General features: G+C 68.8%; 12 protein-coding genes. 2 read left to right on the forward strand and 10 right to left on the reverse strand.

The window, feature by feature from the left end; translation table 11 throughout:
- Positions 1-48: 48 nt before the first annotated feature.
- Positions 49-246 carry a glycine zipper 2TM domain-containing protein gene (locus IWC96_RS06765; protein ID WP_021695994.1) on the forward strand — a complete coding sequence of 66 codons (198 nt, stop codon included), beginning with the start codon at positions 49-51 and terminating at the stop codon, positions 244-246.
- A 38-nt stretch (positions 247-284) separates the two neighbouring features.
- Here the strand turns inward: IWC96_RS06765 and purN are convergent, their stop codons facing one another.
- Positions 285-920 (reverse strand): phosphoribosylglycinamide formyltransferase, encoded by a 636-nt coding sequence (gene purN / locus IWC96_RS06770; RefSeq protein WP_021695995.1) that lies wholly within the window; start codon positions 918-920, stop codon positions 285-287.
- A gap of 7 nt (positions 921-927) precedes the next feature.
- Positions 928-1965 carry a phosphoribosylformylglycinamidine cyclo-ligase gene (purM, locus tag IWC96_RS06775; protein ID WP_021695996.1) on the reverse strand — a complete coding sequence of 346 codons (1038 nt, stop codon included), beginning with the start codon at positions 1963-1965 and terminating at the stop codon, positions 928-930.
- Between the two features lie 81 nt (positions 1966-2046).
- Between purM and rnd the strand changes: the two genes are divergently transcribed.
- On the forward strand, positions 2047-3198 hold the full coding sequence (rnd, locus tag IWC96_RS06780) for a ribonuclease D (RefSeq protein ID WP_021695997.1): 1152 nt from the start codon (positions 2047-2049) through the stop codon (positions 3196-3198).
- Between the two features lie 6 nt (positions 3199-3204).
- On the opposite strand, the gene IWC96_RS06785 is transcribed toward rnd, so the two are convergent.
- The 8 genes from IWC96_RS06785 to IWC96_RS06820 all read right to left on the reverse strand — a co-directional run bounded on the left by IWC96_RS06785 (position 3205) and on the right by IWC96_RS06820 (position 14067).
- On the reverse strand, positions 3205-3567 hold the full coding sequence (locus IWC96_RS06785) for a VOC family protein (RefSeq protein ID WP_021695998.1): 363 nt from the start codon (positions 3565-3567) through the stop codon (positions 3205-3207).
- Between the two features lie 14 nt (positions 3568-3581).
- Positions 3582-5105, reverse strand: a complete 1524-nt coding sequence (locus IWC96_RS06790; protein WP_370541106.1) for a Ppx/GppA family phosphatase — start codon at positions 5103-5105, stop codon at positions 3582-3584.
- Positions 5086-7305: an RNA degradosome polyphosphate kinase gene (locus IWC96_RS06795; RefSeq protein ID WP_021696000.1), complete on the reverse strand. Its 2220-nt coding sequence runs from the start codon at positions 7303-7305 to the stop codon at positions 5086-5088. The genes IWC96_RS06790 and IWC96_RS06795 overlap by 20 nt, the downstream gene beginning before the upstream one ends.
- A gap of 45 nt (positions 7306-7350) precedes the next feature.
- Complete coding sequence (gene topA, locus IWC96_RS06800; protein ID WP_021696001.1) at positions 7351-9966, reverse strand: type I DNA topoisomerase; 2616 nt, start codon at positions 9964-9966, stop codon at positions 7351-7353.
- 95 nt (positions 9967-10061) lie between these two features.
- Positions 10062-11147 (reverse strand): DNA-processing protein DprA, encoded by a 1086-nt coding sequence (gene dprA, locus IWC96_RS06805; protein ID WP_021696002.1) that lies wholly within the window; start codon positions 11145-11147, stop codon positions 10062-10064.
- The gene (plsY, locus tag IWC96_RS06810) at positions 11144-11782 is read right to left on the reverse strand and encodes a glycerol-3-phosphate 1-O-acyltransferase PlsY (RefSeq protein ID WP_021696003.1); all 639 of its coding nucleotides are present in this window, start codon (positions 11780-11782) and stop codon (positions 11144-11146) included. The genes dprA and plsY overlap by 4 nt, the downstream gene beginning before the upstream one ends.
- Before the next feature lie 12 nt (positions 11783-11794).
- Positions 11795-13096, reverse strand: coding sequence for a dihydroorotase (gene pyrC / locus IWC96_RS06815; protein ID WP_021696004.1), 1302 nt, complete (start codon positions 13094-13096; stop codon positions 11795-11797).
- Positions 13093-14067 carry an aspartate carbamoyltransferase catalytic subunit gene (locus IWC96_RS06820; protein WP_196838618.1) on the reverse strand — a complete coding sequence of 325 codons (975 nt, stop codon included), beginning with the start codon at positions 14065-14067 and terminating at the stop codon, positions 13093-13095. The genes pyrC and IWC96_RS06820 overlap by 4 nt, the downstream gene beginning before the upstream one ends.
- Between the last annotated feature and the right edge of the window lie 17 nt (positions 14068-14084).

A 14084-nucleotide genomic window follows, 5' to 3' on the forward strand; every position in this document is an offset into this window, starting at 1 on the left:
TCACGACGGGGGATCGTTTTTGTGGCCTCTCTCACGGAGAACAACGCCATGAAGACGATCATCAAATTCATCCCCGTCGTGGGCGCCGTGGCGCTTCTCGCCGCTTGCGGCACGACGATGGAGCAACGCGCGGCCACCGGCGCCATCGCGGGCGCCGCAGCCGGCCAGGCCATCGGCGGCAACACTGAGTCCACTGTTGCCGGCGCCGTCCTCGGCGGCGCGGCGGGCGCGGCCCGGCCCGACTAGGCGTCGGACATATCTTCAGAAGGGAAGCGGCGTCGGTCTCAGACCGGCGCCGTTTTTCTTTGCAGGATGAAGGTGGCCAGGGTCTCGGGATAGAGCCGGTGTTCCACCGTGCGGACTCTCGCGGCCAGGGTTTCGGCCGTGTCTTCAGCCTCTACGGGCACGCGGGCCTGACCCAGCACCGGACCTTCATCCACGCCCTCGGTCACCAGATGCACGGTGCAGCCCGCCTCCGCATCCCCCGCCGCGATGGCCCGGGCGTGGGTGTCCAGACCGGGATATTTCGGCAGCAGGCTGGGGTGGATGTTGAGCATCCGCCCTTCCCACGCCCGCACCAGATGAGCGGTCAGGATGCGCATGTAGCCGGCCAGCACCACCACCTCGACCCCGCGCAGACGCAGGGCGGCGTCGATGGCCAGTTCGTGAGCATGGCGCTCCTTGCCGAACGGGCGATGGTCGATGGCCAGCGCCTCGATCCCCGCCGCCCGAGCCAGCGCCAGGCCCGGCGCGTCGGGGTTGTTCGAGATGACCACGGCGATCTCGGCCGGATAGTCCGCCGCCTTCGCCGCTTCGATGATGGCGGCCATGTTGGAGCCCGCGCCCGAGATCAGGATGGCGACGCGGGACTTGCCCGTCTTTGCGTGCGGCGGCGCATGATCGTGACCACAGCCGGGCATGCCGGGATCAGGCCGCTTCCAGCTGGCCGCAGACGAAGGCGGCTTCGCCCGCGTTCAGCAGCGACGCCAGAACGGGCTCGGCATTCTCGGGGCTGACGATCAGGATGAAGCCCACGCCGCAGTTGAAGGTGCGGCGCATTTCGTGGTCGCTGATCCCGCCGGTCTCGGCCAGCCACTGGAACACGTGGGGCAGGGGCCAGGCGTCCCAGTCGAAAGAGGCTTTCAGCCCTTCGGCGATGCAGCGGGGCGGGTTCTCGATCAGGCCGCCGCCGGTGATGTGGGCGCCGCCCTTGATCAATCCGGCCTTCATCAGCGGCACGATGGATTTCACATAGATGCGCGTTGGGGCCATCAGCGCCTCGGCCAGGGTGTGGCCGGGAGAGAAGGGGGCTTCGTCGCCCCACTTCAGGCCGGATTTCTCCACCACCTTGCGGACCAGCGAATAGCCGTTGGAGTGCGGGCCCGACGAGGCCAGGCCGATGATCACGTCGCCGGTGTTCTGAAGGTCCAGTCGGGGCAGCACGTGCCCCCGCTCCACGGCGCCCATGGAGAATCCCGCCAGATCGTAGTCGCCGTCGCCGTACATGCCCGGCATTTCGGCCGTCTCGCCGCCGACGAGGGCGCAGCCGGCCTGACGACAGCCCTCGGCGATGCCCGCCACGACCTGGGTCGCGGCCTCCACGTCCAGCTTGCCGGTGGCGAAATAGTCCAGGAACAGAAGGGGCTCGGCGCCCTGGGCCAGCAGGTCGTTGACGCACATGGCCACCAGATCGACGCCGACGCCGCCGTGCAGGCCCGTCTCGATGGCGATCTTCAGCTTGGTGCCGACGCCGTCGGTGGTCGACACGATCAGGGGGTCGATGAATCCGGCCGCCTTCAGGTCGAACAGGGCCCCGAATCCGCCCAGCGAGGGCTCTGCGCCCGGCCGCGCCGTGGACTTCGCCAAGGGTTTGATGGCCTGGACCAGCCGTTCGCCCGCGTCGATGTCCACCCCTGCTTGCGCATAGGTCAGGCCGTTGGGGCGGGTGTCGTTCGATGCGCTCATGTCACGCGGGCCTTCGAAATCGTGTCGGAATGTGGGTCGCGCTCTTGCCACGACCGGCTAGCGCCGGGCTATAGCATCCTCATGACGCCGATCACCACAAATGAGGCGCTGGCCGAGTTCTGCGACCAGCTGTCCGGTTCCGAATTCATCACGGTCGACACCGAGTTCATGCGGGAGACGACCTACTGGCCGCGCCTGTGCCTGATCCAGGCGGCGACGCCGGTGAATGCGAGCATTATCGATCCGATGGCGGAAGGCCTGGACCTGACGCCGTTCCTGGATCTGCTGCGCGATCCCGCGATCACCAAGGTTTTCCACGCCGCGCGCCAGGACGTGGAGATATTCAACAAGCTGGGGGCCATGCCCACGCCGCTGTTCGACACCCAGGTGGCGGGCATGGCGGCGGGCTTCGGGGATCAGGTGGCCTATGATTCGCTGGTCCGGCAGATGCTCAAGAAGGACGTGGACAAGGGCAGCCGCTTCACCGACTGGGCGCGTCGTCCCCTGTCGGAGTCCCAACTGACCTATGCCCTGGGCGACGTGACCCACCTGGCGGCGCTGTATCCCCGGTTGCGGGACCGTCTGGCGCGCGAGGGGCGGTTGGACTGGGTGTCGCAGGAAATGGAGGCGCTGATCGATCCGGCGCTTTACGACACCAGTCCCGAAAACGCCTGGAAGCGCCTGAAGCCCAAGCGGTTTTCCGCCAAGTACCTTGCCGCGTTTCAGGCGACGGCCGCCTGGCGCGAGCGCGCGGCGCAGGAACGGGACCAGCCCCGCGGCCGCATCCTCAAGGATGACGCCATCGACGAAATCGCCACCCAGGCCCCCACCGACGCGGACGCCTTCAGCCGTCTGCGCGCCCCGCCCAAGGGATTCGGCGGTTCACGCCTGGGGCAGGATCTGATCGAGGTCCTGCGCGACGTGCTGAAAAACCCCGAGGAGCACGCGCCCGAGATCCAGAAGCCCGCCGGCCGGGAACCGGCCCCGGCTTCGGTGGTGGAACTGCTGAAGGTGCTGCTCAAGGCCAAGTCGGAACAGGCCAATGTGGCCACCAAGCTGCTGGCCAATGTCTCGGACCTGGAGAAGATCGCGCTCAGCGACGACGCCGACGTGGATGCCCTGAAGGGCTGGCGGCGTCAGCTGTTCGGCGAGGACGCGCTCAAGCTCAAGCGTGGCGAGATCGCCCTGGTCCTGAACGGGGCCAAGGTCGAGGTGGTCGAGATCGAAAACTGACGGCTTCTATTCTGCCGTGGGCTCCCACAACTCGATCGGATTGCCCTCGGGGTCGTGTATGCGGGCGAATCGACCCACCTCGGGCGCGTCCCATTCCGCCTTGGTCAGCACCTCGATCCCGGCCGCCTTCAACGAGGCGATGAGGCCGTCCAGGTCGTCAACCCGGAAATTGATCATCCACTGGCGATCGGCGGGGAAGTAGTCGCTGTCGGCCTTGAACGGCGCGAACACCGTCGGTCCGGCCTGTTGCGGCCAGATCCAGGGATTGTCCTCGGTGGGGCCCACGCCGAGATGCTTCACATACCAGTCGGCCAGCGCCTTCGGATCTTTCGACCGAAAGAACAGTCCGCCTATGCCTGTCACCGCCATGATCGTTCCTTCCGTCAGCCGATTTCGAATGTGGCGCCCAGGGTTTCGGCCAGCGCCTTGACGCGCCGCCGGGTCTGTTCGCCGAGCAGGGCGTCGGCGTGATCGGCTGTCGCCTTCAGCCGCAGGACGCCGCCCTTCAGACTGACCACCGTGCTGGCCAGGATTTGCGGCGACCGCACCGACATGTCGCTGCCCAGCCGCATGGCCAGACCAAGGGCTCGGGCGCGCAGCCTCTGGTCGTCATTCAGCAGGCGTTCGACGACGCGCGGCGCCGGGGTCTCGGCCGATCCGCCGTATCTGGCGTTGATGGTGCTTGCCAGGAAGGCCCGCTCGGCATGGGTCTGGCCCGGCGCGGGCGCACGCAGCACCTGATCGAACGCCAATTCTACCCGGTGGTCCGGATGAAGCCGGGCTCCCACATCGGCCAGGCGGCAGGCGGCGGCGGTCAGGACGCCGTCCCGCTCCTCGCCGAACGCGGTCGGCAGGGCGGCCATGACGCCCGTCAGCCAGCCTTCCAGCGCCCCGGGCAGGCCGGGGGACACGCCCTGGCGCAGCCCGATGGCCTCGCAACTGGCCAAGAGAGGATCGGCGGACACCAGCGACGGCGCCAGGCTTTCGAACAGCAGCCCCTCGCGCAGACCCCAGGCCGAAAACTCCACCCGGTTGAATCCGCAATGCTCCAGCAGCCCCTCCAGCACCAGGGCGGCGTAGGGCAGGGTCTCCACCCGCCGCTTGGACACCCCCGGCGTGCGCGCCAGTGAGGCGGGCGACTGGTGGGCCACCAGATGGGCGGTGTCGTGGGCCTGCTGGGCCGTCATGGCGTACTGGTGCACGATCCGCAGCGGGTGATCGACCATGGACATGTGGATCTGGGCCAGGCTGCGCCAGCCGCCGCCCACCGCGTGCAGCACGGCGCCGGAATAGTCCCGGGCCATGGGTTTCAGGCGCTCGGCGATCAGGGCGCGGGCGTGATCGGCGTCAAATCCCTCGGGCGTAGCGAGGGAGAACGGACCCAGCGGCAGGGTCACCCCGCCCTCGACCTTGCCGCCGCCGACCCGGCAAAGCTCCAGGCTGGCGCCGCCCAGGTCCGCGGCGATCCCTTCGGAGTCCGGCGCTCCGGCCAGCACGCCCAGGGCCGCATAGCGGGCTTCCTCCTCGCCGGTCAGGACACGCACCTGAAGGCTGGTCTCGGCGGCCACGCGCTGGCGGAATTCCTCGCCGTCCTCGGCGTCGCGCACGGCGGCGGTGGCGGCGGTCAGGACGGCGGCCGGGCGCACCCCCTCGACGATGGAAGCGAAGCGGCGCAACGCCGGCAGCGCCATCTTCACCCCTTCGGGCGACAGGCGGCCGGTGGCGGCGATGTCGCGTCCCAGACCCGCCAGAACCTTCTCGTTGTAGACCGTCCAGATGGCCCGGCCCTCGAGCCGGTACAGGACCAGGCGAACCGAGTTGGAGCCCACGTCGATGACCGCCACGTCGTCGCGGCCGTCGCGTCCATCCACCTTGCCCGGCGGAGGCCTATCGATAGGGACGGTCAAACGTGATCACCTTGGGCAGCACCTTCACCTTGCGCCCCCGGCCCGACAGGCTGGGGTTCTTGATGAAATAGTCGTGTGCGGAGAAGGGGCGCTCGGGATCAGCGGGTTTGACCCGGTGATAGTTCCCGGAAGAATCCAGAACCCAGCTCTGGGCGTCGTCCTTGAGGTTGGCGACCATGATCTGGTCCAGCACCTGATCGTGCACCGTGGCGTTGGTCACGGGCGCCATGACCTCGACCCGGCGATCCAGATTGCGGGTCATCCAGTCGGCGGATGAGATGTAGACCCGGGCCTTGTCGCTGGGCAGGGCGTGGCCGTTGGCGAAGGCCACAATGCGGCTGTGCTCAAGGAAGCGGCCGATGATTGACTTGACCCGGATGTTCTCCGACAGGCCCGGCACGCCGGGGCGCAGACAGCAGATGCCCCGGATGACCATGTCGATGCTGACCCCGGCCTGGCTGGCGCGGTAGAGCGTGTCGATAATCTCGGGATCGACCAGCGAGTTCATCTTGACCCAGATGGCGGCGGGCTTGCCCGCGCCCGCGGACTCCATTTCCTGCTCGATCATGCGGATCAGGGACAGCTTCATCCGCAGCGGCGAAACGATCAGGCGCTCCATCTCGCCGGGCTGGGCATAGCCGGTGATGTAGTTGAACACCTTGACCGCGTCGCGCCCGATGCCGGGATCGGTCGAGAACAGCGACAGGTCGGTGTAAACCTTGGCCGTGACCGGGTGATAGTTGCCCGTGCCCGCGTGCACATAGGTCTTCAGCCCGTCGGCCTCGCGCCGCACCACCACGCTCAGCTTGGCGTGTGTCTTGTACTCCACGAAGCCGAAGACGACGTGGACGCCCGCCCGCTCCATGGCCCGCGCCCAGCGCAGGTTGGCCTCCTCGTCGAAGCGCGCCTTGATCTCCACCAGGGCGGTGACGTTCTTGCCGTTTTCGGCCGCCTCGATGAGGGCGGCGACGATGGGGCTGTCCTTGGAGGTGCGGTACAGGGTCTGTTTGATGGCGATGACGTTAGGGTCGCGGGCGGCCTGACGCAGGAACTGGACCACCACGTCGAAGCTCTCGAACGGGTGGTGGATCAGGATGTCCTTCTCGCGGATCGCCGCGAAGACATCGCCGCCCTGGTCGCGGACCCGCTCGGGATAGCGCGGCTCGAAGGGCGGGAATTTCAGCTCGGGCCGGTCGCCGGGAATCAGCTCCGACAACTGGGCCAGACCCAGCATGCCGTCGACCATGACCACGTCCTGCGGCGCGGCGTCCAGCTCGCGGATGATGAAGTTCTTGAGGTCCTCCGGCATGGACGCCTCGATCTTCACCCGCACCACCGAGCCCAGGCGGCGCTGCTTCAGCGCCTCTTCGAACTCCAGCACCAGATCCTCGGCCTCTTCCTCGATCTCGATGTCGGAATCCCGGATCAGGCGCAGCACGCCCTTCTCCAGAACCTCGCAGCCGGGGAACAGGTGGTCGATGAACAGCAGCAGCAGGGCTTCCAGCGTCACGAACCGCCGCCGTCCCTTCACCGAGCGCCCGTCGGTGGCCAACTCCCAGAAGCGCCGCACCTGGGTCGGCACGGGGACCAGGGCGTAGAGGATGCGGTTGTCCCGTTCCCGACGCAGCTTCAGCGCCAGCGAGAAGCCCAGGTTGGGCAGGAAGGGGAAGGGATGCGCCGGGTCGATGGCCAGGGGCGTCAGGACGGCGAACAGCTGGTTGAGGAACTCCGGCTCCAGCCGATCGCGCTCGGTCTTGGTGATCTTGGCGGGATCGACCACCTCGATGCCGGCGTCCTTCAACTCCCGCCAAAGGGCCCGCCACTGGGCCTGCTGTTCGGCCATCAGGGCGCCGGCGGCGGTGTTGATGCTCTCCAGCGTCTCGGCGGGCGTGAGACCGTCGGCCGAGACCACGCGCAGCCGTTGACGCACCTGGCCTTTCAGGCCCGCCACGCGGACCATGTAGAATTCGTCCAGGTTGTTGGCCGAGATGGACAGGAACCGCACCCGCTCCAGCAGGGGGTGCGCGGGGTTGGCTGCTTCTTCCAGAACCCGTGCGTTGAACGCCAGCCACGACAGTTCGCGGTTGAAGAACCGCTCGGGCGAAGCCAGCAGCGCCTCGTCGAGCTTTAGCGGGCGAGCATGGGAGGAGGGGACCTCCTGGCCGGTGGTACGGTCGGCGATGGGAGAGGCGTCACTCATGCCGGTGGTTGTGGCAAGTCGGTGTGACGGCCGCAAGGCGCAGCGTCAGTCCTCGGCCGCCTTCTTCTTCGCCGCCGGCTTTTTCGCCGTTGTTTTCTTCGCTGGAGCCTTCTTCGCCGCCGCCTTCTTGGGCGCCGCCTTCTTCTTCGCCGGCGCGCTTGCCGCCTTGGCGGCCAACAAGGGCAAAGCCGCTTCCAGGGTCAGGTCCTCGGGCGCGGTTCCCTTGGGCAGGGTGGCGTTGATCTTTCCCGATTTCACATAGGGGCCGTAGCGCCCGGCCATGACGTGGATCGGATCGCCCGTCTCGGGGTGCGCGCCCAGATCCTTCAGCGGCGCCATGGCCCCGCCGCGGCCCGCGCCGCGGCTCGCGCGCTTCTCGGCCAACAGGGCGACGGCGCGGTTCAGACCCACGTCGAACACCTCCTCGATGTCCGACAGGTTCGCATAGGTGCCCTCGTGGGCCACGAAGGGGCCGTAGCGCCCCAGACCTGCGGTGATCAGCTTGCCGTCTTCCGGGTGGGTCCCGACCTCGCGCGGCAGGCGCAGGAGACGCAGGGCCTTTTCAAGGTCGACCGACGCGGGCGACCAGCCCTTGGGCAACGATGAGCGCTTGGGCTTCTCGGCTTCCGGCGGGGTGGTCTCCACATAGGGACCGAAGCGGCCGATCTTCAGGTGCACCGGCTGGCCGGTCTCGGGATCCAGGCCCAGTTCGCGGTCGCCGCCGTTCTCGCCGTTCTCGCCCGCGTCAGGCGAGGCCACGGGGCGGGTGTAGCGGCACTCCGGATAGTTGGAGCAGCCGATGAAGGCGCCGAAGCGGCTGGTCTTCAGGCTCAGGCGGCCGTCGGCGCAGGAGGGACAGGCGCGGGGGTCGGTCCCATCGCCCTTGTCCGGGAAGATGTGCGGGCCCAGGGCGTCGTTCAGATGATCGAGGATAGCGGTGGTGCGCAGTTCGCCCGCCGCCTGGGTGGCGGCGTGGAAGTCGTCCCAGAACCGGCGCAGCAGCAGCTTCCAGTCCAGTTCGCCCGCCGACACCTCGTCCAGCTGGGTCTCCAGCGCGGCGGTGAAGTCGTATTCCACCCAGCGGGCGAAGAACTGCTCCAGGAACGCCGTGACCAGCCGTCCCTTGTCCTCGGGATAGAACCGGTTCTTGTCCATTCGGACGTATTCGCGGTCGCGCAGGGTGGTCAGGATCGAGGCGTAGGTGGAGGGTCGCCCGATGCCCAGCTCCTCCAGCTTCTTGACCAGGGTGGCCTCGGAATAGCGCGGCGGCGGCTCCGTGAAGTGTTGTTCCGTGCGGATCGCTTCCGGCCTGGCCGCAGCGCCTTCCTTCAGCGCGGGCAGGCGACCGCCGTCGTCGTCCTCGTCTTCGGCGCCCTTGACCCGCTCGTCGCGGCCTTCCTCATAAACGGCGATGAAGCCGTCGAAAGCCACCACTTGGCCAGTGGCGCGAAGGCCGGTCTGGCCGTCGGACGTTTCGATATCCACCGTGGTGCGGTCCAGTCGCGCCTGCTCCATCTGGCTGGCGACCATGCGCTTCCAGATCAGCTCGTAGAGCCGCTGCAGGTCGCCATCCAGGCGCAGGGTCTCCGGGGCGCGGGCGATATTGGTGGGGCGGATGGCTTCGTGCGCTTCCTGGGCGTTCTTGGCCTTGGTCTTGTAGTAGCGCGGCTCGGACGGGACATAGGCGGGCCCGAAACGTTCGCCGATGACTTCTCGCGCCTGGGCGATGCCCTCGGGGGTCACATAGACCCCGTCGGTCCGCATGTAGGTGATCAGGCCGCCCTGATCGTCCACGCCTTCGTAAAGCTTCTGCGCCGCCTGCATGGTGCGCTGGGCGGTGAAGCCCAGCTTGCGCGAGGCTTCCTGCTGCAGGGTCGAGGTGGTGAAGGGCGGCGACGGGTTGCGCTTGACCGGCTTCTTCTCGATCGAGCGGATGGTGAAGGCGCCGGCTTCGATGGCGGCGCGGGCGGCCTGGGCCGTCGCTTCGTCGGTGATGTCCAGGCGCTGGACCCGCTTGCCGGCGTGCTTGACCAGACGGGCGGTGAACGGCGGACTGTCGGCGGTCAGGTCCGCTTCGACCGACCAGTACTCCTGCGCCTTGAACCGCTCGATCTCCATCTCGCGGTCGACGACGATGCGAAGGGCGACGGACTGCACACGTCCTGCCGACCGGGCGCCCGGCAGCTTGCGCCACAGCACCGGCGACAGGGTGAAGCCCACCAGATAGTCCAGGGCGCGGCGGGCCAGATAGGCCTCCACCAGCTCCATGTCGATGTCGCGGGGCTGGGCCATCGCCTCCAGCACCGCCGACTTGGTGATGGCGTTGAAGGTGACGCGCTGGACGACCGCGTCCTTCACGGCCTTCTTCTTCTGGAGGATCTCGAGCACATGCCAGCTGATGGCCTCGCCCTCGCGGTCGGGGTCGGTGGCCAGGATGATGCGGTCGGAGGATTTGGCCGCCTCGGCGATCTCGTTGAGCCGCTTGGAGGCCTTGGCGTCGATCTCCCAGGACATGGCGAAGTCCTCGTCCGGCTTCACCGATCCGTCCTTGGACGGCAGGTCCCGCACGTGGCCGTAGGAGGCCAGCACATGGTAGTCCGGGCCCAGGTACTTGTTGATGGTTTTGGCCTTGGCCGGGCTTTCGACGATGACGAGGTTCATGAAGTCGCAGTCTGGGAGGAGGGGAGCGCGAACGTGGTGGGGTCCGGCGCCGGTGTCAATCGCCAAGCCTGCGGCGCTTGCCTTGATCGCTCTGGTCAGGCCGCTGCGACCATGCCCCCCGGCAACAGAACCGCGCGGCCCGCCAGGGTCAGTTCCAGCAGTGCGGCGTTGGCGTCGCCGATGGAGGCGCCGGCGGCGCGGGCCAGTTCGTCCCGGGGCGCGGCAACGGGCGAGAGCAGGGCGGCCAGGCGTTCGATCAGGTCCAGATCCGCGTCGATGGGCCCGGGCTCCCACGCGGGGGCATCCGGCTCCAGCAGGGTGCGCAGGCCGTTGAAGGCGTTCAGAACATCGTCCACGCCCTCGCACAGGATCGCGCCCTGACGCAGCAGTTCGTTGGGGCCTTTCGAGCGCGGGTCGAGCGGTGAGCCGGGCACGGCGAACACGTCGCGCCCCTGTTCGCCCGCCAGCCGTGCGGTGATCAGCGAGCCGGATCGCAGTTCGGCCTCCACCACGATCACGCCCTTGGCCAGGCCCGAGATGATGCGGTTGCGGCGGGGAAAGTCGCGCGCCTGCGCCTTCGCGCCCATGGGGCTTTCCGAGACGATACAGCCTTGATCGACCAGACTTTCGTAAAGCGCGGCGTGCTCGGCCGGATAGATGTCGTCCACGCCCCCGCCCAGCACGGCGACGGTTCCGGTCGGCAGGGCGCCTTCGTGCGCGGCGCCGTCGATGCCGCGGGCCAGGCCCGACACCACGACGAAGCCCGCCTGACCAAGTCCGGCGGCGAGGCCTCGCGCAATCCTCTGGCCGCCTGCCGAGGCGATGCGCGCGCCGACGACGGCGAGGTTGTCGCGGTTGAGCAGGGCCGTGTCGCCCCGCGTCCAAAGCAGGGGCGGGGGCGGGTCCAGCGCGGCCAGCTGCGGCGGATAGTCGGGGTCGCCCAGCAGCAGCAGGCGTGCGCCCGCCGCTTCGCCCGCGTCGAGCTCAGCCTGGACGACATCCTCATCCGGCAGGGCGTGTCCGCCGCCGCCCCGTCGCGCCAGATCCGGCAGGGCGTCCAGCGCCTCGCGGGCCGTGCCGTAGCGCTGCATCAACTGGGAATAGGCCACCGGACCGACGCGGTCGGTGCGGGCCAACCGCAGGCGGGCGAAGCGTTCGGCCTCGTCCGCCGCCGGGGTCACTTCGACCTGGACCCGATACGGGGCTCCGTCCCCTTAATCAGCCGGCCGATGTTCTCATGGTGCCGGATCCAGATCAGCACGGCGGTGAACACGCTCAGGAACAGGATGGGGGCCGGGGCGGGCAGGCCCAGGGCCGCGAGGGGGAGCAGCGCATAGAGGGGCGTGGCGGCCGAGGCCATCAGGGCCGCCAGCGACGAATATCTCAGGGCGAAGGCCACGATCAGCCAGGTGGCGCCGGCCATAAGGCCCAACGGCCAGGCGGCGGCGATGATCAGGCCGAAGAAGGTGGCCACCCCCTTGCCGCCCTTGAAACCCAGCCAGACCGGGAACAGGTGGCCGAGGAAGGCCGCGCCGCCGGCGATGACGGCTACGGCCTCGTTGTCGAACAGCCAGCGCGCGATCAGCAGGGCGGCCGCGCCCTTGCCCGCGTCCAGCAGCAGGGTGGCCAGGGCCAGATCCTTGCGGCCGGTGCGCAGCACATTGGTCGCGCCGATATTGCCCGAGCCGATGCTGCGCACGTCGCCTGCGCCCGCCGCGCGGGTGAGGACCACTCCGAACGGAATGGAGCCCAGCAGGTATCCGCCAAGGGCCGTTAGCCCCAGCGTCAGCATCGCCGGTCCGACCAGATCCTGCACCCGAATGCCCCTTTAACGTGCGTCGTGCACGATGCGCCCGCCGACGACGGTGAGCAAGACCTTGCCCTGCAGCACGCGTCCGTCGAAGGGCGAGTTCTTGGACTTGGAGCGGAGTTTGTCGGCGTTGATGACCACCGGCGCATTGGGATCGAACAGAACCAGGTCGGCCGGAGCGTCCGCCTGCAGCTCGCCCGCCTCCAGCCCCAGCAGGGTCGCCGGGCCGCTGGTCAGGGGTCGCAGGATGTCGATCAGGTCCAGCCCCGCCTCGTGGTGCAGGCTGAGCACGGCGGGCAGCAGGGTTTCCAGCCCCACGGCGCCGGGCGCCGCCTCGCTGAACGGACGGCGCTTGTCCTCGGCCGGGGCCGGGGTGTGGGCCGAGGTGATGACGTCGATCAGCCCCTCGCGCACAGCCTCGATCATGGCCTGGCGGTCGCTCTCGGCGCGCAGGGGCGGGTCCAGCCGGTAGAAGGTGCGGTAATCGCCGATGTCCACCTCGTTGAAGCACAGGTGGTTGATCGAAACGCTGGCGGCGACCTCGAGCCCGCGGGCGCGGGCGCGGGCCAGGCAGTCCAGCGCCGCCTCGGTCGAAATCTGGTCGGCCAGGAACCGGGCGCCGGTCTGTTCGACCAGCGCCAGATCGCGCTCCAGCTGGATGCGCTCGGCAATGGCCGGCGCGCCCGACAGACCCAGCCGCGTGGCCAGTTCGCCCGAGGTGGCGCAGGCGCCCTCGGACAGCCACGGGTCCGCCGGGCGGTGGGCGATCAGGGCGTTGAACGCCGAGGCGTAGCTCATCACCCGCTGCAGGGTGCGGCTGTTGGCGATGACCCGGTCGCCGTCAGTGAAATACAGCGCCCCGGCCTCGGCCATCAGGCCGATTTCGGCCATGCGCTCGCCGTCCAGCCCGCGCGTGGCGGCGCCCGCCGCGCGCACATTGACCAGGTTCAGGGCCGCGCCCCGCCGCTGGATGAAGTCGACCATGGCCGGGTCGTCCACGGCCGGATCGGTGTCCGGCTGGATGACGATAGTGGTGACGCCGCCCGCCGCCGCCGAAAGGCTGGCCGACTTCAGGGTCTCCTTGGGCTCGGCCCCTGGCTCGCCGGTCTTGACCCGGATGTCGATCAGGCCCGGCGCCAGCACCATGCCGCCCGCGTCGATGATTTCGACCCCGTCCGGGGTCCGGGTCGCGGCGCCGTGGATGACCTCGACGATGCGGCCGTCCTGGATCAGCACTGCGCCGGGACCGTCATAGTCGCCAGCCGGGTCCACCAGCCGGGCGTTGATGATCGCCAAAGCCTTGGAGGATGGGCCGCTCATCGTTCCGCCTCCTGCCGCGCGGACAGGGAGGCCAGCACCGCCATGCGCACCGCCACGCCCATCTCCACCTGATCCTGGATCAGGGAGACGGCCGGGTCGTCGGCGACGCCGGAGTCGATCTCGACGCCCCGGTTCATGGGGCCGGGGTGCATCACCCTGGCCCCGGGCGCCGCCCAGGCCAGCTTCTCGGCGTCCAGCCCCCAGAAACGGTAGTATTCGCGGGTCGATGGGGCCAGGGCGCCGTCCATGCGCTCCAGCTGCAGGCGCAGCATCATCACCACGTCGCAGCCCTTCAGCCCCTCGCGCATGTCGTGAAACACCTCGCAGCCCCAGCGGTCGGCGTCGCCGGGAACCAGGGTCGGCGGGCCGATCAGGCGCACCCGCACCCCCATCATGGAAAGCAGGGCCACGTTCGAGCGCGCCACCCGGCTGTGGGCCACGTCGCCGCAGATGGCCACGGTCAGCCCGCCCACGTCGCCAAAGGCGCGGCGCAGGCTCAGCATGTCCAGCAGGGCCTGGGTCGGATGTTCGTGGCGACCGTCGCCGGCGTTGACCACGGCGCAGCCCACCTTCTGGGAGAGCAACTCCGCCGCGCCGGACGCCGAGTGGCGCACCACCAGAATGTCCGGCTTCATGGCGTTCAGGGTCATGGCCGTGTCGATCAGGGTCTCGCCCTTGGCCACCGAGGAGGTGCGCGGGTTCATGCTGACCACGTCGGCGCCCAGCCGCTTGGCCGCGATCTCGAAAGAAGCCGAGGTGCGGGTGGAGTTCTCGAAGAACAGATTGACCACCGTGCGCCCGCGCATCAGGTCCAGCGCCTTGGCCCCCTGACGGTTCACATCCACGCAGGCGTCGGCCAGATCCAGCAACGCGGTCAGCGTCACGGGATTCAGATCGCCGGCGGAATTGAAATGGGCCCGGGGAAACGGCGTCAGCCGTGAACGGACAAGATCGGTGACGGCCTGGGTCATCGAGGCCTCGCTATAGG

The organism is Brevundimonas sp. BAL450, from assembly GCF_015767455.1.
GTDB lineage: Bacteria > Pseudomonadota > Alphaproteobacteria > Caulobacterales > Caulobacteraceae > Brevundimonas > Brevundimonas abyssalis.

What these genes read in the sequence shown, in the direction of transcription:
- rnd (WP_021695997.1), top strand. Translation starts at nt 2,047, where the DNA reads ATGACGCCGATCACCACAAATGAGGCGCTGGCCGAGTTCTGCGACCAG.
- topA (WP_021696001.1), bottom strand. Translation starts at nt 9,966, where the DNA reads ATGAACCTCGTCATCGTCGAAAGCCCGGCCAAGGCCAAAACCATCAAC.
- IWC96_RS06795 (WP_021696000.1), bottom strand. Translation starts at nt 7,305, where the DNA reads ATGAGTGACGCCTCTCCCATCGCCGACCGTACCACCGGCCAGGAGGTC.
- pyrC (WP_021696004.1), bottom strand. Translation starts at nt 13,096, where the DNA reads ATGAGCGGCCCATCCTCCAAGGCTTTGGCGATCATCAACGCCCGGCTG.
- IWC96_RS06765 (WP_021695994.1), top strand. Translation starts at nt 49, where the DNA reads ATGAAGACGATCATCAAATTCATCCCCGTCGTGGGCGCCGTGGCGCTT.
- IWC96_RS06785 (WP_021695998.1), bottom strand. Translation starts at nt 3,567, where the DNA reads ATGGCGGTGACAGGCATAGGCGGACTGTTCTTTCGGTCGAAAGATCCG.
- purM (WP_021695996.1), bottom strand. Translation starts at nt 1,965, where the DNA reads ATGAGCGCATCGAACGACACCCGCCCCAACGGCCTGACCTATGCGCAA.
- IWC96_RS06820 (WP_196838618.1), bottom strand. Translation starts at nt 14,067, where the DNA reads ATGACCCAGGCCGTCACCGATCTTGTCCGTTCACGGCTGACGCCGTTT.
- purN (WP_021695995.1), bottom strand. Translation starts at nt 920, where the DNA reads ATGCCCGGCTGTGGTCACGATCATGCGCCGCCGCACGCAAAGACGGGC.